Source organism: Parapedobacter tibetensis (assembly GCF_024704835.1).
Lineage (GTDB): Bacteria > Bacteroidota > Bacteroidia > Sphingobacteriales > Sphingobacteriaceae > Parapedobacter > Parapedobacter tibetensis.
In genome coordinates this window covers 13,903-36,683 of record NZ_JAMXBE010000025.1, presented here as the reverse complement: position 1 = coordinate 36,683, position 22,781 = coordinate 13,903, and the positions used below count along the sequence as shown (strand labels likewise).

Annotated in this window: 10 protein-coding genes, 3 tRNA genes, 3 rRNA genes and 1 pseudogene; 5 read left to right on the top strand and 12 right to left on the bottom strand. The window is 48.6% G+C overall.

Going from position 1 to position 22,781, the window contains the following annotated elements; all coding sequences use genetic code 11:
* Positions 1–40: 40 nt before the first annotated feature.
* The 8 genes from rrf to NF543_RS23785 all read right to left on the bottom strand — a co-directional run bounded on the left by rrf (position 41) and on the right by NF543_RS23785 (position 9,005).
* Positions 41–152 (bottom strand): 5S ribosomal RNA (rrf, locus tag NF543_RS23820).
* Between the two features lie 64 nt (positions 153–216).
* Positions 217–3,107 (bottom strand): 23S ribosomal RNA (locus tag NF543_RS23815).
* 339 nt (positions 3,108–3,446) lie between these two features.
* Positions 3,447–3,520 (bottom strand) — tRNA-Cys (locus NF543_RS23810).
* Between the two features lie 17 nt (positions 3,521–3,537).
* Positions 3,538–3,611: transfer RNA gene (locus tag NF543_RS23805), tRNA-Ala, on the bottom strand.
* 78 nt (positions 3,612–3,689) lie between these two features.
* Positions 3,690–3,763, bottom strand: a tRNA-Ile gene (locus NF543_RS23800).
* A gap of 358 nt (positions 3,764–4,121) precedes the next feature.
* Positions 4,122–5,643: ribosomal RNA gene (locus tag NF543_RS23795) — 16S ribosomal RNA — on the bottom strand.
* Together the 16S, 23S and 5S rRNA genes with 3 tRNA genes alongside form the textbook arrangement of a ribosomal RNA operon.
* Positions 5,644–6,645: 1,002 nt before the next feature.
* Positions 6,646–7,632: a hypothetical protein gene (locus tag NF543_RS23790; RefSeq protein WP_257670729.1), complete on the bottom strand. Its 987-nt coding sequence runs from the start codon at positions 7,630–7,632 to the stop codon at positions 6,646–6,648.
* Between the two features lie 29 nt (positions 7,633–7,661).
* Complete coding sequence (locus NF543_RS23785; protein ID WP_373275030.1) at positions 7,662–9,005, bottom strand: deoxyguanosinetriphosphate triphosphohydrolase; 1,344 nt, start codon at positions 9,003–9,005, stop codon at positions 7,662–7,664.
* A gap of 185 nt (positions 9,006–9,190) precedes the next feature.
* Between NF543_RS23785 and galK the strand changes: the two genes are divergently transcribed.
* Positions 9,191–10,363: a galactokinase gene (galK, locus tag NF543_RS23780; protein WP_257670727.1), complete on the top strand. Its 1,173-nt coding sequence runs from the start codon at positions 9,191–9,193 to the stop codon at positions 10,361–10,363.
* 36 nt (positions 10,364–10,399) lie between these two features.
* Entirely contained in the window at positions 10,400–11,479 is a 1,080-nt protein-coding gene (locus NF543_RS23775; RefSeq protein WP_257670726.1) for an aldose epimerase family protein, read from the top strand.
* 19 nt (positions 11,480–11,498) lie between these two features.
* Here NF543_RS23775 and argH read toward each other — a convergent pair whose 3' ends face one another.
* A complete protein-coding gene (argH, locus tag NF543_RS23770; protein ID WP_257670725.1) occupies positions 11,499–12,833 on the bottom strand; it encodes an argininosuccinate lyase in 1,335 nt (444 codons plus the stop codon).
* A gap of 212 nt (positions 12,834–13,045) precedes the next feature.
* Here argH and NF543_RS25435 point away from each other — a divergent pair.
* Positions 13,046–15,955, top strand: a pseudogene (locus NF543_RS25435) (S9 family peptidase).
* A gap of 402 nt (positions 15,956–16,357) precedes the next feature.
* On the opposite strand, the gene NF543_RS23760 reads toward NF543_RS25435, so the two are convergent.
* On the bottom strand, positions 16,358–16,942 hold the full coding sequence (locus NF543_RS23760; RefSeq protein ID WP_257670724.1) for a Crp/Fnr family transcriptional regulator: 585 nt from the start codon (positions 16,940–16,942) through the stop codon (positions 16,358–16,360).
* A gap of 210 nt (positions 16,943–17,152) precedes the next feature.
* On the opposite strand from NF543_RS23760, the gene NF543_RS23755 reads away from it, so the two are divergent.
* On the top strand, positions 17,153–18,091 hold the full coding sequence (locus tag NF543_RS23755; RefSeq protein ID WP_257670723.1) for a ring-cleaving dioxygenase: 939 nt from the start codon (positions 17,153–17,155) through the stop codon (positions 18,089–18,091).
* Between the two features lie 2 nt (positions 18,092–18,093).
* Positions 18,094–18,717 (top strand): alpha/beta hydrolase, encoded by a 624-nt coding sequence (locus NF543_RS23750; RefSeq protein ID WP_257670722.1) that lies wholly within the window; start codon positions 18,094–18,096, stop codon positions 18,715–18,717.
* On the opposite strand, the gene bglX is transcribed toward NF543_RS23750, so the two are convergent.
* Positions 18,718–21,015 (bottom strand): beta-glucosidase BglX, encoded by a 2,298-nt coding sequence (gene bglX, locus NF543_RS23745; RefSeq protein WP_257670721.1) that lies wholly within the window; start codon positions 21,013–21,015, stop codon positions 18,718–18,720.
* Between the two features lie 19 nt (positions 21,016–21,034).
* Positions 21,035–22,774: a family 43 glycosylhydrolase gene (locus tag NF543_RS23740; protein ID WP_257957569.1), complete on the bottom strand. Its 1,740-nt coding sequence runs from the start codon at positions 22,772–22,774 to the stop codon at positions 21,035–21,037.
* Positions 22,775–22,781: the final 7 nt, after the last annotated feature.

The window sequence follows — 22,781 nt, the reverse complement described above, 5'->3', positions numbered from 1 at the left end:
AAAAAAGGCCCCGTGTCGCTGTGACACGGGGCCCTATGAAATCCGGCACCGACCTACTCTCACGCCTGTTACGGCAATACCATCGGCTCTGGCGGGCTTAACTGCTCTGTTCGGGATGGGAAGAGGTGGACACCGCCGATATAGGCACCTGAATGCCTTTATGACAATAATCGGAAGAAAACAAAAACAATAAAGGAAGGCAACAGCGCCTGCTGCTGAAAAAAGCCATCGGGTGATTAGTACCGCTCGGCTATGGTGTCGCCACCTGTACACCTGCGGCCTATCGACCCCGTAGTCTACGGGGGCCCTCGATGGAAGACTAATCTCGTGGCCGGTTTCGCGCTTAGATGCTTTCAGCGCTTATCCTAACCCGGCATAGCTACCCTGCGGTACGCCTGGCGGCATAACAGGTTCACCAGCGGCCGGTCCAGCCCGGTCCTCTCGTACTAAGGCCAGCCCCACTCAATCTTCCTACGCCCGCAACAGATAGGGACCGAACTGTCTCGCGACGTTCTGAACCCAGCTCGCGTGCCACTTTAATCGGCGAACAGCCGAACCCTTGGGACCTTCTCCAGCCCCAGGATGTGACGAGCCGACATCGAGGTGCCAAACCTCCCCGTCGATATGAGCTCTTGGGGGAGATCAGCCTGTTATCCCCAGAGTACCTTTTATCCTTTGAGCGATGGCCCTTCCATGCAGAACCACCGGATCACTATGTCCGCCTTTCGGCCCTGTCCGGCCTGTATGCCTCACAGTCAAGCAAGCTTATGCCATTGCACTCCGCGTACGGTTACCAAGCGTACTGAGCTTACCTTTGAAAGCCTCCGTTACCTTTTTGGAGGCGACCACCCCAGTCAAACTACCCACCAAACAGTGTCCCCCGGTAACCCGGGGTTAGGAACCCGGTACGGAAAGGGCGGTATTTCAAGGTCGGTTCCACGGCCCCTGGCGAGGCCGCTTCGATACCTCCCGCCTATCCTACACATCCCGTACCAAATTCCAATGTTAAGCTATAGTGAAGGTTCATGGGGTCTTTCCGTCCCGTTGCGGGTAACCGGCGTCTTCACCGATACCACAATTTCACCGAGCTCATGGCCGAGACAGTGCCCAGATCGTTACACCATTCGTGCAGGTCGGAACTTACCCGACAAGGAATTTCGCTACCTTAGGACCGTTATAGTTACGGCCGCCGTTTACCGGGGCTTCGGTTCAACGCTTCGCCTTGCGGCTAACGTCCCCCCTTAACCTTCCGGCACCGGGCAGGTGTCAGGCCTTATACCTCATCTCGCGATTTCGCAAAGCCATGTGTTTTTGTTAAACAGTCGCCTGGGCCTTTTCACTGCGGCTCCGCACTGCTGCGGAGCGCCCCTTCTCCCGAAGTTACAGGGCCATTTTGCCGAGTTCCTTAGCCATGATTCACTCGAGCACCTTAGGATTCTCACCCCAACCACCTGTGTCGGTTTGCGGTACGGGTTCCGGTTGCCTGGAGCTTAGCGGTTTTTCTTGGGAGTCTGATTACCCACACTATCGGCGCCCCCGGGGGGTTGCCGTACTATCGGGTTTCAGCACACCGGGCGGATTTGCCTACCCGGCGTATACCTACGCCCTTCAACGCACTATTCCGTCAGTGCGCGGTGGTGTCACTCCTCCGTCACCGCTTCGCAGCAACCAGAAGTACGGGAATGTTGACCCGTTGTCCATCGGCATCCCCATTCGGGTTAGCCTTAGGCCCCGACTGACCCTGATCCGATTAGCGTTGATCAGGAAACCTTGGTCTTTCGGTGGGCGGGTTTCCCACCCGCCTTATCGTTACTTATGCCTACATTTGCTTTTCCAGAAGGTCCACGGTAACTTACGTGCCCGCTTCGCCCCCGCTGGAATGCTCCCCTACCACCCCGGAACAATCCGGGGTCCATGGCTTCGGTAATACACTTGATGCCCGTTCATTATCCACGCCCGGCCGCTCGACTAGTGAGCTGTTACGCACTCTTTAAATGGATGGCTGCTTCCAAGCCAACATCCTAGCTGTCTGTGCGGCCGGACCTCGTTAGTCCAACTTAGCGTATATTTGGGGACCTTAGCCGATGGTCTGGGTTCTTTCCCTCTCGGCCCCGGACCTTAGCACCCGGAGCCTCACTGCGGAGTATGTTTCATGGCATTCGGAGTTCGTCTGGATTTGGTAGGATGTGACTCCCCCGCACCCAATCGGTAGCTCTACCTCCATGAAACTAGACCTCCACGCTGTTCCTAAAAACATTTCGGGGAGTACGAGCTATTTCCCAGTTTGATTGGCCTTTCACCCCTACCCTCAGGTCATCCGGAAGCTTTTCAACGCTTATCGGTTCGGCCCTCCAGTACCTGTTACGGCACCTTCAGCCTGCCCAAGGGTAGATCACTAGGTTTCGCGTCTACCCCCGCTGACTGTACGCCCTTTTAAGACTCGCTTTCGCTTCGGCTGCCCCACTTAATGGGTTAACCTCGCCAGCGAGGGGTAACTCGTAGGCTCATTATGCAAAAGGCACGCCGTCATCCCGGCGTATGCCGGGACTCCGACCGCTTGTAAGCACACGGTTTCAGGTTCTTTTCACTCCCCTGTTCGGGGTTCTTTTCACCTTTCCCTCACGGTACTGGTTCACTATCGGTCTCCCAGGAGTATTTAGCCTTGGCGGATGGTGCCGCCCGATTCCCACAGGGCGTCTCCGACCCCGCGGTACTCAGGATACCACTAAGCCGCATTTGTTTACGTGTACGGGACTATCACCCACTCCGGTACCGGCTTCCCTTCCGGTTTCCACTTCACGCATGCGTGCCACGTCGTGGTCCTACAACCCCGCCCATGCCGTGACATGGACGGTTTGGGCTAATCCGCTTTCGCTCGCCACTACTTGCGGAATCACTATTGTTTTCTCCTCCTACGCTTACTTAGATGTTTCAGTTCAGCGCGTTCGCGTATTAATACGCCATGCCTTCAGCATGGCAGGTTGCCCCATTCGGAAACCACCGGATCGATTCCCATTTGCGGATCCCCGGTGCTTATCGCAGCTTGTCGCGTCCTTCATCGCCTCTGGGAGCCTAGGCATCCCCCGTGTGCCCTTATTTACTTCCTTCACCCTGCGGCCCTTTTGCTACCGCAAGGCTGCTTCTTGGGACCGTGCGAATCAACGCACCGCCCCCACTGTTGCCTTCTCTATTATCTTGTTTTCTTCCAATATGTCAAAGAACTCCTTCCATCGATAAAACCTAACGAAACCCCAAGGCAATTTGCCAACGGATAAACGAAAGGNGGCTGCTTCTTGGGACCGTGCGAATCAACGCACCGCCCCCACTGTTGCCTTCTCTATTATCTTGTTTTCTTCCAATATGTCAAAGAACTCCTTCCATCGATAAAACCTAACGAAACCCCAAGGCAATTTGCCAACGGATAAACGAAAGGGTACCATGGACCGTGGAGAATAACGGATTCGAACCGTTGACCCCCCCGAATGTGTCGGGATACTCAAACCTGTTGAGCTGACTCCCCTCNGGTACCATGGACCGTGGAGAATAACGGATTCGAACCGTTGACCCCCTGCGTGCAAGGCAGGTGCTCTAGCCAGCTGAGCTAATTCCCCAATACTAATGGAAAAGCTCATCGTTAATCCTCCCGACCATGTCGGGATGCTCTGGCTCGCTGAGCTGATTCCCTTTCGTAGTCCCGAGCAGACTTGAACTGCTGACCCCTACATTATCAGTGTAGTGCTCTAACCAACTGAGCTACGGGACTAGCTTATTCTTGCCTCTCGGATACCGTGTAAGGGAACGGTGTCCTATTCTTCTGTTTTTTTTTAAATAAGATAAAAGATAATGCATGTGCGCAACGAGTGCCATTAAGGANACATTATCAGTGTAGTGCTCTAACCAACTGAGCTACGGGACTAGCTACCTGTTCAATCTTCCGGCACCATGTAAGGGAAAAATGGTACTGTATCCTTCTTGTTTTTTTTTATGTAGTTTAGTCGCTAATGCTAATTCTTTAGCATCGAATTGATAAGTGACCATACGGCCAACCAATCGATTATTGACTTTTAACTACTATATAAAGATAATCCATGTATGTAACGAGCACCAATTCGGCACTCTAGAAAGGAGGTATTCCAGCCGCACCTTCCGGTACGGCTACCTTGTTACGACTTAGCCCCAATCACCGGTTTTACCCTAACACGCCCCTTGCGGTCACATGCTTCAGATACCCCCAGCTTTCATGGCTTGACGGGCGGTGTGTACAAGGCCCGGGAACGTATTCACCGCGTCATTGCTGATACGCGATTACTAGCGAATCCAACTTCACGGGGCCGAGTTGCAGGCCCCGATCCGAACTGTGAACGGCTTTGCGGGATTGGCGCCCTGTTGCCAGGTGGCTGCCCGCTGTACCGCCCATTGTAGCACGTGTGTAGCCCCGGACGTAAGGGCCATGATGACTTGACGTCGTCCCCGCCTTCCTCGCTGTTTGCACAGGCAGTCTGTCCAGAGTCCCCATCCTTACATGCTGGCAACTGGACATAGGGGTTGCGCTCGTTGCGGGACTTAACCCAACACCTCACGGCACGAGCTGACGACAGCCATGCAGCACCTAGTTTCGCGCCCCGGAGGGAAGGCCCATCTCTGGGCCCGTCGCTAACTTTCAAGCCCGGGTAAGGTTCCTCGCGTATCATCGAATTAAACCACATGCTCCTCCGCTTGTGCGGGCCCCCGTCAATTCCTTTGAGTTTCACCCTTGCGGGCGTACTCCCCAGGTGGAACACTTAACGCTTTCGCTTGGACGCCGGCCGTGTATCGCCGACATCGAGTGTTCATCGTTTAGGGCGTGGACTACCAGGGTATCTAATCCTGTTCGATCCCCACGCTTTCGTGCATCAGCGTCAATCACGCCTTGGTAAGCTGCCTTCGCAATCGGTGTTCTGTGGCATATCTATGCATTTCACCGCTACTTGCCACATTCCGCCTACCTCATCCGCATTCAAGCACGCCAGTATCAAAGGCACTGCGATGGTTGAGCCACCGTCTTTCACCCCTGACTTAGCGTGCCGCCTACGCACCCTTTAAACCCAATAAATCCGGATAACGCTCGGATCCTCCGTATTACCGCGGCTGCTGGCACGGAGTTAGCCGATCCTTATTCCCACGGTACGTTCAGCCCACTATGCATAATGGGGGTTATTCCCGTGTAAAAGCAGTTTACAACCCGTAGGGCAGTCCTCCTGCACGCGGCATGGCTGGTTCAGGGTTGCCCCCATTGACCAATATTCCTTACTGCTGCCTCCCGTAGGAGTCTGGTCCGTGTCTCAGTACCAGTGTGGGGGATTCTCCTCTCAGAGCCCCTAGACATCGAAGCCTTGGTGGGCCGTTACCCCGCCAACAAGCTAATGCCACGCGAGCCCATCCATCCCCTATCAATATTTCATCACACCACCATGCGGTGCCGTGACAATATGCGGTGTTAATCCGGATTTCTCCGGGCTATCCCCCTGGGATGGGTAGGTTGCTCACGCGTTACGCACCCGTGCGCCACTCTCACCACCAGCAAGCTGGTGGATCCCGTTCGACTTGCATGTATTAGGCCTGCCGCTAGCGTTCATCCTGAGCCAGGATCAAACTCTCCATTGTAAAATGAATCGCATGAATCGCTGACCCCAAAAACTCATCATTATAAGAAATCGGAATCTTGATTCTACTTACTTAATTATATCTAATTGCCCAAAATAACTTGGTTTGAAAATTTCTCAGCTTTCGCATGGGAAATCCCAAACTACTCGCTGCGCTACATGAATATCTTTATCTTAAAGAACTTTATTCGCCNNNTCTCCATTGTAAAATGAATCGCATGAATCGCTGACCCCAAAAACTCATCATTATAAGAAATCGGAATCTTGATTCTACTTACTTAATTATATCTAATTGCCCAAAATAACTTGGTTTGAAAATTTCTCAGCTTTCGCATGGGAAATCCCAAACTACTCGCTGCGCTACATGAATATCTTTATCTTAAAGAACTTTATTCGCCTCCGCTCACGCTTCGGCTATATATCTTCTTGGCCCTGGTGGCCAATCAAATCTTCTTGTTTCAATTCCCCCAGGCATCGCGCCGGAAGGCTCAGGACNAACTTTCGCCTTCAACAGACTACTCGTTACGCTACATGAATATCTTCTTTTTATAAGAACTTTTAACGCTTCCGCTCACGCTTCGGCTATATATCTTCTTGGCCCTGGTGGCCAATCAAATCTTCTTGTTTCAATTCCCCCGGGCATCGCGCCGGAAGGCCAGGACATTTGCTTTTGGTAACCCCGTCCTGTTTGGGTTTGCAAAGGTAAGGACTTGAATCTACATCCACAAAATTATTTTCACTTTTTTTCAGTCCCTCAATTACCCCTAAACAACACCTGAAAATAACCTGCTCTCTTCAATGTACAACCCCTTCCTCAGAAGCGGGCTGCAAAGGTAACAACCTTTCCCTAACTTGCAAATAAACCGCTTATTTAATTTCAAACGTTTTTAGCTACTCCCTGTAAATCAGTGGGATTTTTTTGAAAAAATATAGGTTAAAGAACAATAACGGACCCCTACAAAAAAAGCAGGGCAGTAAATATAAACATTAAACCACTAAAAACTCAAGGTAACTCCAGCCGCTCTCCATCAATAAACTTCCCCTCCGCATCGAGCAGAAACGACATAGGCTGTTCGGGATCTTTGATGATTTCAAACAGGGTAAATCCCCAGGGTTTCCAAAAATTTTCGAGCACTTGCCCAAATGTTTTCACTTGCCAAGGATCAAAAATGGGTTTCATACTCATATCTGTCAACGCCATCGGTTCGATATAAATCATATCATCCACTTCAAGTACCGTATACTCCGGCAGGCGGTTGAATAAGTATGCTGAGTAAAAAAATCGGCCACATAGCTCCTCAAATTGGATCGGATGTAAGGTTTGGCGTTTTATCTCTTCCAAATATTCCTCATGGTAGATGCTGTTTGTGCCATTGTCTTGCAGACAGGCAATGATGCCGAAATCTTTCATGCGAAGCGAAAAGACCATGGTGTTGATTTCGTCCCTATAGTTGAAGGTGTCTTCGGCATCGGCCACCTTAGTCACCACGATAGTGAAGGGCAAAGCGCCATCAAACTGCATCGCTTGAATCAACGATTGTAACATTACGTGAAGATTTTTGAATTTCTGAGCCAGCACCTGTGAGAAATTCATGGACTCACCCGTAAGTGCTTGTTGTCGTATCCCGATTTGTATTTCATTAAATATCAACCCATATAACACCCTACCTATCCACTGAAATAATGTGATATCATCCAATTTACTCACAGCCTCATGCCCCAAATCAAAGGCTTCCGCTACCCGTTTGTCCAACTGATCTAGCTTTTCAGCCGTTGCCGTTGCACAAGGAAGTTTTAACCGCTTATAAGTGCTCAGACTTTCATCGAGTAGCTTGAACGGCTTGTCCTCCAAATCATACTTGCGCATCAACCAATGGGGAAACACCTGTATTTGTTCGTCTGCCGATTGGAGTGGTTGCCCACTTAAGAAGCAGGTCTGGTTATCGAACCTGAATTTATCGAACGGGTTGTATAATGAGCTGTGAGACATGAGCTATGAGATGTGAGATATGAGATGTGTCAATCCAACGAGGGAAATGAGATACCTTTAATTTTGCGGTACAGTTCTACAGCATATAAATCGGTCATGCCTGACACGAAATCAAGCACTGATTGGATTTTTGAATACGTATCTTCCTGCTTCGCATGAAACTGTTTGGGCATCAGCGCTAGCAGCTTTGTGTCGTATTTAGTTTTTGCCGGTTTTAAATATGCAGGAATAAATTCTTCAAGCAATCCATTCATCACCTTATACCCCGCCACCTCAATTTGTACCACCGCCGGTGCATTGTATATCTGTTTGATAGAAATATCCGCGATGTTTCGCATTGCATCCCTTAAATCATTGGCTATTGCATCCATCAACGCGCTGTCGAACGTGCCATTAAGTATACGTGTCTGTTCTTCCACAAACACCGCTGCACAAGCACCAATGAGCGTATTGATTGCCTTGGCCCGGAGAAGGCTCACCCGACTATCTAAATCCCCCAACTTTTCGAGCCTGCCTTTCAGTTGGTCATCAAGGCAAAGCGGAAGCAACAGCTGCTCCACGACTTCATAAGAGAGCATATTCAGCCGATGAGCATCTTCCAGATCGATAATGTTGTAGCAGATATCATCCGCGGCTTCGACCAAATAAACCAATGGATGACGTTTGTAAACGTTAGAATTTTCTGCTTCGCTCAGCAAGCCCAATTCCTGTGCAATTTTATCAAAAACGCCTTGTTCTGATTGGAAGAACCCATATTTTTTACGGTGGTGATATTGTCCGTTCACGTTTACGGAAGCACAGGGATATTTCACGATCGCAGCCAAGGTGCCATACGTGAGTGCAAATCCATGCTCGTCCTTACCGGTAAAGGGATGCGTAAGTATCCGCAGTGCATTGGCGTTGCCTTCAAAATGTATGAGGTCCGCCCATTCCGCCTTGGTCACCAGCTGTTCATACTGCCCACCAGCACCATCGGTAAAGTAACTTGAAATAGCAGATTCACCGGAATGTCCAAATGCCGGATTACCCAAATCATGTGATAAGCAAGCCGCAGAAATGATATTTCCCACCTCCTGCATACAAGGAATCTCCCGATCGATATCGGTGTGCTCATTTTTTATCTTGTTATAAAAAATCCGTCCGAGCGACCGCCCCACACTAGCCACTTCAAGGCTGTGCGTAAGCCTGTTGTGCACAAAGACACTGCCCGGCAACGGAAACACTTGCGTTTTGTTTTGAAGCCTACGGAAAGGCGATGAAAAAATCAACCGGTCATAGTCGCGCTGAAATTCGGACCGTGCGTCGTGCTGGTCATCCATCTTTCGGGATTCATATCCCCATCGCTTGGTAGCGAGTAATTGCTTCCAGTTCATTTCTTCCATGATTGGGAGCAAACTTAGATAAACTTGACTTTATATGCAATTTAATGAAACTAGCATATACGTGGATGAGTCTGCCAGCTGATAGACCAAAACCCCATATGCATTGAAAATGACGAATGCAGTTGCACTGCCCTATTTTTTATCGTACTTTTAGCGCTCAATTTTATAGGTACTAAATGGATACGACAACTGTAGCTTCCCTTCAGGGTTCGGTAAACGAAAAATATCAGCATTTATTCAATGATACACCCTTATTAGTGCGGTCCCCCGGGCGGGTAAATCTCATTGGCGAACATACCGATTACAACAATGGCCTTGTGCTTCCCGCAGCGATCGATAAAAACATCATTCTGGCTATCGGCAAGCGCGGTGACCGTGCCATCCATTTGCATTCCCTTGATCAGGAACAAACCCATATTGCTACACTGGATTCACTGGAACGTTCACAGCTGCTCTGGCCCGACTACATTTTGGGGGTTATACAGCAATTGGCACAGCGCGGGCACACGATGCAGGGGGTTAACCTCGTCTTCGGGGGCGATATCCCCCAGGGTGCTGGGCTTTCCTCTTCAGCGGCACTGGAATGCGCGACTGCTTTTGCACTCAATGAGCTCTTCGGTCTGGGCATCCAACGATTGGAAATCGCACTCACTGCCCAAGCCGCCGAAAACGAATTTGTGGGCGTCAAATGCGGACTGATGGATCAATTTGCCAGTGTATTCGGGCAAGAACAACGGCTGATTAAATTGGATTGTAGAGACTTCTCCCATGAATACATCCCTTTCAATAATCCGGATTTGCGGATTGTATTGTTCGATACTCAGGTAAAACACTCATTGGCCTCCTCTGCATACAATGAGCGCAGGGAACAATGCGAGTATGGGGTATCACTCATCCAAAAACACCATCCCGATGTGAAAAGCCTACGAGATGCCAACATCGAGCAACTGAAGCGACATGTAAAACCCGTAGATGAAGTCGTATATAATAGGTGTTTCTATGTTGTATCCGAAATAAAACGCTTGCAAGACGGGTGTGACGACCTGAAAAAAGATGATTTCGAATCGTTTGGCAAGCGCATGTTCGAAACACATCATGGACTCCAACATTTATACGAGGTTAGTTGTGACGAACTGGATATACTGGTAGACCTCGTGCGGGATTATGATGCCGTACTCGGTGCCCGCATGATGGGTGGTGGATTTGGCGGTTGCACCATTAATTTAGTCAAAGCCCCCCATGTCGACGAAATTGTCAAAACCGTCTCCGAGGGTTACTTGGCCAAAACAGGGAAAAACCCGCAGGTTTATATTGCGCAACTATCAGCCGGCACCAGCATTATTCGGTAGTTTCATTCTTGAGCATCCAATTTCAACTATCAAAATATGCCACATCATAGGTTACCCGAATCAGCAAATTTTGAGCACCAAATAGCGGGGAAGAAAACCCACCTCGTTGTGCTGGAAAACAATAGGGGCGTCCGAGTGGCTCTCACCGACTACGGTGCACGGATTGTGGGCATCCAAGTGCCAGACAAAAGTGGTCAACTCATCGATGTTGTTCTTGGTTTCAATACGATCAATGACTATGTCCATGCAAACGAACCTTATCATGGTGTTACGGTAGGCCGTTTTGCCAACCGTATTGCCAACGGGCGATTTACCATCGATGGTGAAACCTTCTATATGCAGCCCAACAACGGGCCGAATGTGCTGCATGGCGGGGCAAATGGATTCCATACACGGGTATGGGATAGCCGAGTGGTCTACTTAGAAAAAGCTGATTTCTATTACATATCGACAGATGGTGAGGAAGGGTTTCCAGGCGAATTATCGGTTATGGTAAAATACCGCCTCACGGATAACAATGAGCTCATTATTAGTTATCGCGCCGAAACGGATAAAGCCACGGTGATTAACCTTACCAACCATGCTTTTTTCAACCTGAATGGCGAAGGCAATAGTGATGTGCTTAACCACGTGCTGCAAATCCATGCAGATAAATACCTTCCGGTAGATGAACACCAAATCCCAACTGGGACATTGGAGGCCGTGGCTGGCACACCATTTGATTTCCGCGAGACTAAGCCTATCATGCAAGATATCGCACAAGCCAACGACCAATTGGCAAAAGGCAATGGCGGGTTTGATCATAACTACATACTAAATACCGAACTACTGGGCACCAAGCTACCCGTGGCCACCATAATTTCCCCACTCACTGGTATACGCTTAGATGTGCTCACCACCGAACCAGGGCTACAGCTTTACACGGGTAATTTCCTAAGCGGTAAGGACATCGGGAAACAAGGCAAACCCTATCATAAGCACGGTGCTTTTTGCCTTGAAACCCAGCATTTCCCCGATTCTCCAAATCAGCCCGAATTTCCAAGCACGCTGTTGTTGCCCGGGCAAGTCTTTCAATCGGAAACGACTTACCGGTTTTCGGTGGAAAAATCATGGTGAGATGCTTCACCAAATCCTGCTATGATTCCAAAAGGCTTTTCAACGCTTCATTCACACGGTCAAAACCAAAGCCAGACACGACATGCTCAAATGCTTGTTGAATTTCGGCATTGCATAAATTGCCGATGCTCCCTTCATGCGTATGGTTTACTTCCTTTTGGGGTTTGAAGGTGCCTTCTTCAATAGACAAGCCAATGTTGCGATAGGCTTCGCGGAATGGCACCCCCTTTAGCACCTCATTATTTACTACCTCCACGCTAAAGAGGTAATCGTATTTGGAATCATCAAGGATATTGTTGCTTATGCGGATATGCTCAAGCATAAACGCGGTGATTTCCAAGCATTCATTTAACGAGCGAAATGCCGGAAATAGGTTTTCCTTAAGCAATTGCAAATCGCGGTGGTAACCCGAAGGCAGATTAGTGGTCATCAAAGCAATTTCATTGGGCAGGGCTTGTATCTTGTTGCAGCGCGCACGTACCAACTCAAATACATCGGGATTCTTTTTATGCGGCATGATGCTCGAACCGGTAGTCAGGTGGTCAGGGAATGTGATGAAACTAAAGTTTTGGTTCATATACAAGCATACATCCATTGCCAATTTGGCCAATGTAGCCGCAATAGCACTCATGCCCTGGGCCAATATGCGTTCGGTTTTGCCACGACCCATCTGCGCATATACCACATTATAATTAAGATCATCAAACCCCAACAGCGCTGTGGTCATCCTGCGATTGAGCGGAAAGGAAGAGCCGTACCCCGCAGCAGAGCCCAATGGGTTTTTGTTGCATACTTTCCAAGCGGCTTGCAATACTTCCAAATCATCAACCAACCCCTCTGCATAGGCCCCAAACCACAAACCAAACGATGAAGGCATCGCAATTTGCAGGTGTGTATAACCCGGCAACAACACGGATTTATGCATTTCGCTTAACGTAATCAACCGTTCAAACATTGCCTCCGTATTCTTAACCAAATTTTCTATTTCCATACGGAAAAACAGCTTAAGGTCTACCAACACTTGGTCATTGCGGGAGCGGCCGCTATGAATTTTCTTGCCGGCATCACCAATGCGATTGGTAAGCAACAGCTCTACTTGTGAATGTACGTCCTCTACGTGCTCATCTATGGTGAACTTGCCAGCCATCACTTCGCCATAGAGCAGTTTGAGCCCCGCTTGCACTGAAGCAAGGTCTTCGGCATCTAGCAACCCGATATGGTGCAACATTCGGGTGTGTGCCAGTGATCCCAACACATCAGCAGCAGCCAGCTGCAAATCGAGTTCGCGGTCATTGCCAACCGTAAACGACTCCACAAAACTATTCACATCCGTATTTTTCTGCCAAATCTTCATTCCTTATGTCTCTTGGTCTGTAATTACCTCATTAATGGACGGTAAAAATACAAATAGCTTTCGGATTCACCTTAATAATCTAACGAATGTCCGTTATCATGGTGGCTGACCACCAACGCTTACATAACTTTCTTGTTAAAAAGTAAGGGCAACGGTAAAAAAGCAATACTTTTGTACCGCGCATTCTAATCCTTGATAAAATCAATCGCGAAATGAATAAAAAATCTATTATTTTCTACTTCCTGCTTGGTGCAGCTTCGTTCTTGGGGGTGCATGCCCAGGAGAAACCCGCTCTTACATGGCAAGACATCCCTTCATGGTCGTACATCCGTACCTTTAATAGTGGCCTTTCGCCCGATGGCAAATGGCTTTCGTGGGTAGCCGGGCCTACGGAAGGCGACCTTACACTCACCTTACACCACACAGACGATACGCTTAAGTATGAGTTTCCCGTTGGAGCCACAGCTGCAACGGCAACTTTTGCCAAAGACGGTAAGCATGTAGCTTTTCGCGAATCACCTAAAGAGGCGGAAGCAAAGGCCGCAAAAAAATCAAGAAAACCGCTTTACAACAAGCTACACATCGTTTCGCTACCCGATACGCAAAAGGTGGTCTTTGATAAAATCAAGAACTTCAGCTTTTCCGGCGAAAAGCCAGACTGGGTGGCCATCAGCTTTATGCCGTCCGAAGGAGCCCCAAAAAGCGATAATGCCCCGAAAGGCAGCGACCTGCTGCTGTACCACTTGGCCAGCAAAAAGACCTTCAACCTGGGCAACGTGTCTGAGTATGCCTTCAATAAAGCTGGAAACTTCCTCGCCTACACCATCGATGCCAATGAGCAGAACGGCAATGGTATCTTCCTGTATGACATGACCACTGGCATCACTACCGCGCTTGACAATGATAAGGCTACCTATAGCCGCATCCGCTGGAATGAAGAGGGTACTGCCTTCGCCTTGCTCAAGGCCAACAAAAATGAAAAATATAAAACTCCACTTTATAGCATTGTTGGCATCAGTCGCATCAATGGCGACAATACGACGAAGATAATTTATTCCGGCATAGACGATGATGCCTTCCCTAAAGGCCAAGGGATAAGCGAACATGGCGGAGCTTATTGGTCTGACGACCTAAGCACGCTTTTCTTCGGCATAGCCAAACTGGAAAAGAAAGACGACAAAAAGGAAAAAGACGCTAAAGCAGATACTGCATCCGCGAAAGACAGCATCCCTGCTGATTCCGCACAAATAGCGAAAGCTGATTCCATCAAGACAAAAGACCCTACGGGGAAAAAGGAAATTACCGCCAAACCGAAATCCAAGGACGATATCGAGAAGCCGGAAATGATTATCTGGAATTGGCAAGACAAGCGCCTGCAATCGGCACAACAGGTGCAACGCGAACGCGATAAAAATTTCAACTACACCAGCGCATACCGGGTGGCTGATAGCCGTTTTATCCAACTGGCGGATAGCAATATGAGGAACGTGGCGGTGGGACCGAAACAAGCGTATGCCCTGGGTTATGACTATTCGAATTATGAATTTACCAACAGTCTCGATGGGCAAAGTTATGTGGATGTTTTTCTGATTGATCTCAAAACGGGCCAAAAGTCCCTGTTATTGGAGCACTATTATCAATCTGCTGCACGGGGTGTCCCCTTTGCGCCAAATGGCAAGCTCATCAGCTATTACCAAGATGGGGCATATTACGCCATTGATCTGGAAAAGCGGCAGACCTATCCACTTACTACCCAAATCAATGCTTCATTTGTGGATGAGAAGCGCGACCATAATGTAGAGAAACCTGCCACGCCAAATTTCGGGTGGTCTGAGGACTCGAAGTATGCGCTCATCCGTGATAATTATGATTTGTGGCGTATATCTGCTGATGGCAAACAAGCAGTATCCCTATCCAGCAACTGGAAACAACGCAAAATAATGATAAACAACGCGTACCGTATTTATCCAGACGATAAGGCCATCGACCTAAAGAAAACGCAATACTTCGCGGTCTTCAACGATGCAAATAAGCAAGCAGGCATTGCCATATTGGATGCCGGCAAAACAGATTTGCGGATATTATTCCTGGATGACCATGGCTATGGAGGCTTCCGTAAAGCGGAAGATGCTCCTCGCTATACCTACACCAAGGAAAACAGTGTGAAATCGCCAGAGCTATTCGTAAGCACCGCCGCCAACCTCAGCTCCGCGAAATCGTTGACAACGAATACGCCTGACCAGGAAAAATACGCTTGGTCCACTGGTGTGAAACTGATTGACTATGTAAGTGACCATGGCGATACGTTACAGGCTGCCCTCTATTTACCTGCCGATTATCAAGAAGGGAAAAGCTATCCCACCATTACCTATATCTATGAACGCCTTACACAGGGGCTCAACAGCTATGCGATGCCTGCGTTCCCCGGCGGTGGATTCAACAGGGCTGTGTATACCAGCAATGGATATGCCGTATTAATGCCGGATATCAAATATAAGCTCAATGAGCCCGGCATGTCTGCCGTGGCATGCGTAGTACCCGCGGTAAAAGCTGCCATTGCCACTGGCATTGTAGATGAAGCCAATGTGGCTATCCATGGGCATTCCTGGGGAGGATACCAGACCTCATTCCTAATTACGCAGACGAATATCTTCAAAGCAGCCGCAGCAGGTGCACCACTGACCAACATGATCAGCATGTATAGCCTCATCTATTGGAACAGCGGCAGCACCAACCAACCTATATTCGAATCGAGCCAAGGAAGGCTTACCACCGGATATTGGGACAATTGGGATGCCTAAGCACATAATTCTCCGGTTTATCACATCAAGAATGTGCAAACGCCCTTACTCTTGCTTCATAATGACAAAGATGGGGCTGTGGATTATACACAAGGGATTGAGTATTATAATGGCTTGCGTAGGCTCAATAAACCGGTAACGATGATTACCTATAAAGGCGAAAATCATGGTATCATGAAGGATGTGAATAAAAAGGATTATGCCGTGCGGATGCTCGAATTTTTCGACCATTACCTCAAGGGCGAGCCAGCTCCCGATTGGTGGGAGAACGGGATAGATTTGCTCGATATGGAACAACACCTTGAAGAAAGGGCTTTTTGACGGTAAGCTCCCATCATCATTAGAACTAATCATGCTTGATGAAAAAATGCGTATAGAATCTACTATACGCATTTTTTGTTAACACCGCTGCTAAAAGGATAAAGCAAAATTACACGTGAGTGTGCACTTACTTATTTTTCAAAAAACCCTTTGTGGTAACAATTTATATTACTACGTTTGTAGCCACGACAGGGGAAAATGGTTTGGTTCAGTTTGCTCTTTGACTTTAACAGATGAAGATAGGTGAACCATGAATTACTCGATATTGTAAACATAGATTGATGATAGACCGCCATGTCTTTAATCTGGAAAAAGACCACGCTAACCAATTATAAACCTATTATTAGCTGCTTGACAGCAGACGGCATGAAGAATGGGATTCTTCATGCCGTTTTTATTTTATCAGTCTTTTCGGTTAGCCAATCTCCTTCTTACTTTGCTCAGAAATTCAGGGGTCATGCCTAAGTATGCTGCTATATAATGCTGGTGTACACGTAAGGCGATCTTGGGGTATTGCTCCATGAAATCCAAGTATCTTTCCTCCGCGGTTTGGGCCATGGTGCGTATAAGTCGATGTTCCAATGCCGATAAATGGCGCTGTATCATTAATCGGAATACCCGTTCAAATTGGGGTACCTTAGCCAGCAATTCTTCTTTGCGCGATGGATTAAGCGTCAATAGTTCGCTCTCTTCCATCGCTTCGATATACAGCAAGCTGGGCTTGCGTTCATGGAAACTGCCAATGTCGCTCACCCACCAATCCTCTACCGAAAATTGTAGGGTAACTTCGCTGCCATTTTCATCAATATAATAAGTACGGAGGCATCCTTTGACAATGTATGCCTCGAAATCACATATTTCTCCTTCACGCAGCAATAGCTGTTTTTTCTTGACCAATCTATGTTTCAACAATTCATTGAAAATCAAGATTTCTTCCGGAGAAAAACTGCCGCAGCGATTTACGTAATCATTAATGGAAGTGAACATAAGGGACTTTGTTAGCAAACAAACTTAAGGATTAATTTGTGCACTTCAGGCTGTGCGGGCCTTTTTTCGCTTGCAGCGACAAACTGCCACATTTAATCTTTCAATTATTTTAAGTATTACCAAAACCATTCCCTTCAATTCTTGTCATAGATTAATATAAACGGACTGTGACCTCGCTATCTTTGTACCAGCAAGAAAGGAAATACAGCTATGCACAACAAGATTTTAGGCATACATCACATCACTGCCATTGCGGGTAATGCCAAACGCAACTACGATTTTTATACCCGTGTATTGGGATTGCGGATGATCAAGAAAACGGTCAACTTCGATGACCCCGAGACCTATCATTTCTACTTCGGCGACGAGGTGGGTACACCCGGCACCATCCTTACCTTTTTCCCTTGGGGTGATCGTGTGAGACAAGGCCGCCGTGGCACACAGCAGGTAACGGAAATTGGCTATTCCGTACCGCAAGGGAGTCTCGATTTTTGGCAAAAACGGCTGGAAGCCAATAACATCATCCATAATAATGTGGCTGATAAATTTGGCGAACAGTACCTTACCTTCCTCGATCCGGATGGACTTAAGTTGGAGCTCACCGTCCCCAAAAAGGAGGATACGCGTACCCCTTGGGAAACTGATGAGGTGAAGGCCGAACACGCTACGCGCGGATTCCACCATATCAGCATTACTACCAATAAGCTGGATGCAACGGCACGTATCCTCACAGAAGTGTTTGGCTACCGGTTGCTGCAACAAACGGTAAACCGCTACCGCTTTATCACCGATGCGGTGGAGCATGCCGCGATTGTGGATATCGTGGAGGCCGCGGGTGAATCCGTCGGGCTTGTAGCCGGGGGCTCCGTACATCATGTAGCTTTCCGTGTGAAAGACGAGGAGACTTTAATGCATTTCAGGGGAAAAATCTTGGCGCTGGGACTTAACATCACGGAAAAGATAGACCGCAATTATTTCTTTTCACTGTACTTCCGCGAACCGGGCGGCGTATTGTTTGAGATCGCCACGGAAAACCCGGGCTTTACCATCGATGAGCCTGCGGCTGAATTAGGCAGCGGGTTGAAATTACCTGCCCAATACGAAGGGTCCCGCGAACGGATTGAACGTGTTTTACCTCAATTAAGTTAATTATGTACACACACGAAAAAAAAATCATACAGGCTGGCAAACCAGCCGGACAAGCCCAAAAAGCTGTGGTGTTGCTCCATGGAAGGGGAAGCACTGCACAAGGGATACTCTCCTTACAGCACCGCCTGCAATTGGAAGATGCCTTGTTGTTGGCTCCACAAGCTACCAACGGCACATGGTACCCTTACACATTCCTTGCACCTGTAACGAATAACCAGCCCGCATTGGATTCGGCATTGGCCTTAGTAGATGAGGTCGTAACCGAAGCCGCCAAACAAGGCATCCCACCTGAAAAACTTTACTTTGTAGGGTTTTCACAAGGAGCTTGTCTCCTATCGGAATATGTGGCCCGCCATGCCAAACACTACGGTGGCGTGGTGATATTCACTGGTGGTCTGATTGGGGAGTCATTGGATCAGGCGAACTACCAGGGCGATTTTGAAGGCATGCCGTTCCTGATTACTTCGGGCAATAGAGACCCGCATGTACCGCTTGAGCGGGTTGAAGAGAGCACCACCATACTCCGACAGTTGGGAGCCAATGTACATATGAAAATCTATCCCGACAAACCACATAGCATCAGCGACGATGAAATATTGCTGGCGAATGAGGTTATTTTTGGTTAATTATTCCACCAAGAAAAACCGCTTTTCCTGCACATCACGTGAGTTGGTGCCTACAAACGCGGCAAATTCGCCGGGTTCGGCCACATGCTCCAAGGAGGTATTGTAGAATTTGAGATCTTCCTCGGTAATGTCGAAAGCCACCCGCTGGGATTCGCCAGGTTTTAGCCTGATTTTTCGAAAGCCCTTCAGCTCTTTCACCGGTCGTGTCACCGACGCAACTAGATCTCGAATATACAGCTGTACCACCTCCTCCCCTTCATGATTGCCGGTATTGGTGACCTCCACATACACCTGTAGTGTATCATTCTTTTTGAAACTGTCGGTACTTAATGTCATCTCGCCATAGGCAAACGTCGTGTAGCTTAGCCCGTACCCAAAGGGATAAAGCGGGTCGTTGCTCACATCGAGGTAATTGGAGCGGAATTTCTGGAACCATTGTCCTTCGGCCAGTGGCCGTCCAGTATTTTTGTGACTATAGTACAGTGGCACTTGGCCCACGTGCTGTGGAAACGTAGCAGGCAGTTTACCCGATGGATTGACATCGCCAAAAAGCACATCTGCCACCGCTTTGCCTGTTTCGGTGCCACCGAACCATGCATTAAGGATGGCCGGCACGTGTCCATGCTCCCATGTGAGGGTGAGCGGTCGCCCGGTAAACAACACCAACACCACCGGCTTGCCGGTTTCCAGCAACTTGGCGAGCAAGCGTTGCTGCACATCGGGGATTCCGATATCCGTGCGGCTGGAGCTTTCGCCGCTCATCTCGGAGCTTTCGCCCAAAGCGGCAATGATAACGTCGGTACCCTTAGCGATTTCCAATGCTTCGGCAATGATTTCAGCTTCTGGTCGTTTATCCCGTGGAATAGCACGTCCAAACATGGTGGCGCGATCCTGATAAACCGTATCCGCCAGTAAATTGGAGCCCTGGTGATGCAGTATCTTTACTTGGCTGCCCAAAGCGGTCTGCATCCCTTCAAGCAAAGACGGGGTGTTTTCGAGATCGGCGCTTACGCTCCATGTACCCGGCATGTTGCTGCCTGTATTGGCGAGCGGACCTATCAATGCGACGGTGCCCTGTTTCTTTAAGGGCAATAACTGTCCTTCATTTTTGAGCAAAACGAACGATTTACCGGCTGCCTCACGAGCCTTGGCCAAGTGTGTCGGATTCAGGAGTTCCTGTTGTGCTCGGGCTTCATCGCAATAACGGAAGGGGTCTTCAAATAAGCCCAGTTTATACTTAGCCTCCAGCACAAGACGGCAGGCGCGGTTGATATCCGCTTCATTGACCTTTCCTTCTTCCAGTGATTTTTTCAGCGTGGTGAGGAACCCCTCGCCTACCATGTCCATTTCCACACCGGCTTTGAGCGATAGGGCCGATACGGCTTGCAAATCGCCCAAACCATGGTCAATGAGTTCATTGATAGCCGTATAATCCGTTACCACAAATCCATTAAACCCCCATTGCTTGCGGAGCACATCGGTCATCAGCCATTGGTTGGCCGTGGCAGGTATGCCATTGATATCGTTGAAGGAAGTCATCACGCTGCCCGCACCTGCATCGATGGCAGCTTTATATGGAGGCAGGTATTCATTATACATGCGATGCAGACTCATATCGGTGGTGTTGTAGTCACGACCTGCTTCCGCTGCCCCATACAAGGCAAAGTGTTTCACACAAGCCATTAGCGTATTATAGGCCGCAAGATCATCGCCTTGATAGCCACGCACCATGGCCTCAGCTATGCGTGAACCCAAATAGGTATCTTCACCGCTACCTTCGGAGATACGACCCCAGCGGGCATCACGAGAGATATCCACCATGGGCGAAAAAGTCCAGTTCAATCCATCAGCCGCCGCTTCGATCGCAGCAATACGCGCCGTTTCCTGTATCAAATCCATATCCCAAGATGCGGCAAGCCCCAGTGGAATGGGAAAGATGGTTTTATAGCCGTGGATAACGTCCAACCCAAAGATAATGGGTATTTTCAATCGAGAGTGGTTCACTGCCAGCTCCTGTGCTGCACGGATACGTTGGGCGCTGGTCATACTGAAGATCCCTCCAATCTTGCCTTCCTTGATGTTGGATTCGACATCGGTACTCACCGCCTCGCCGGTGGTTACCTCCCCCGCAGTAACCAGGTTGAGTTGCCCGATTTTTTCATCGAGGGTCATCTGCGCCATCAATTCCTTTATGAAATTATCCATGTCACGATTACGTTGCTGTCCATTTACGGGGTGTACACCTATTAATAAAGGTATGATGCACACAAAAATCAGCCATTGAGGAGGTGTCTTCATCTTTCACATTTTGTTGCGATCATTCTGCCTTTTTAACCGCCGTACGTTCAGATATGCCATTTTCATTAAACGCTTCAACAGCGAAATAGTACGTTTGGCCAATGCTTAGCCCCTTGATTTCAAGCTCATTGTCGTCATACACCATCCATGAGCTATACAGCTTATCTGGCGCGATGCCCCAAAATACATGATAGCCCTGCACATTCTTCTGCGCATCCCATTGAATAAGGGCGTCCCTGCGGTCTGCTTGGCGCGCTATGGATAGGTTTTTCACACTGCTGGGTTTTTTACCTTCGCCTATGCCAAAGATCCGCAGCCCTGAAATAGAAAGGTTCGGCGTAGGTACATGGATATTCCGGTAACGGACATATCGCACTTTTTCCGGTCTATCCAGTTCCACATAATCATTGGGAACATCTTTGTAGTTATTTTGTCTATTCACCAGCGTGCGCCACGCTGCCCCATCTTCCGAACCTTCAATCACATAACGGTGATAAAGCCCTTCCGGTTTTCCATACAAATCAGATTGGTAATCGTTGTAATTAACCTGTATAGCGTAAACCGTGCCCGGCTTCTCCAAATCGATTTCGATCCATTGTTGGTCATCCTTGTGCTCAGCCACCCAAAAAGACTTGATTTCCTCATCGGTGACGTGTTCAGAACCAAAATCCGATACGTGTGAAGATGCTTTTACCGGCTTTTTATAAGACAACAACATCCATCCAGTAAATTCACCCATTTTCCCGGGAATGTTTGGAGCATAATGCGGGTAATCTCCATACGCGGTATTCGTGTACATCAGGTCATCGTCGTCAAAATAAGTAGGGAAAGCGCCTATCCTCCTTTCCCAGCCGACATGCACAGCCACGGCCATGGTCGTAAAATGCCAGTATTGGCCGGCAGGTCCCATCAGTGTATTGCCATGTCCGGCACCATTGATGAAACCACCTGGTTTATACGAAAACGGGTTATTTGGCGCATATTCATAGGGGCCCAAAGGAGCATCACTTACGTATACACCGTCTCCATATACATTAAATTCGGTGCCCGGTGCAGCGTACTGCAAGTAGTATTTTCCCTTGTGTTTGGTCATCGATGGGCCCTCGATATACCCGCCGAGCACAGTATCGCTATGGTTTTCACCAAAGCGTTCCCAACCATGTTGCTCGCCATCTAAATTGAAGAGCTCATGCACTTCCTTGGAAATAGGGATGAAGCGATTGGTCCTATCGAGTTTCTTGGCGCGGATGGGGAATTTATTGGAGGAGCCCCAAAACATATAAGCCTGTCCATCGTCATCGATAAAAAGGTCGGGGTCCTGGAGTTGGTTCAACACGGATGGCACGGCTTTCCAGTCGCCTTTCTTGGGATTGTCGGTATAGAGAATGGCCATGGATCCGGATGGATTTCCAGTGACGTACAATACCGAGTCTTTGTAATTATGTGCCGTGGGCGCATTGGATCCTTCGAAATACCATTTTTCCGGACGGATAAATGTCCAATTCTGGAGGTCTGTGGAATGCCAATATCCCATGGAACGTGTGACAAATAGATAGTATTCCCCACGAAACTCCACCGCTACCGGGTCTGCACCCGAACGGTAAGACAGGCTATCGAACCGCGTGGCATAAGCATAATCCAAGTTGAGCGGATTGCAATACGTGCTTTGCAAAAGGGATTGACCAAAGCCATGGGGAATCGCCAACCCCACAATTACCATAAATGAAAATACAACCTTCATCAATTTGAATTTTTCCATTCCACAA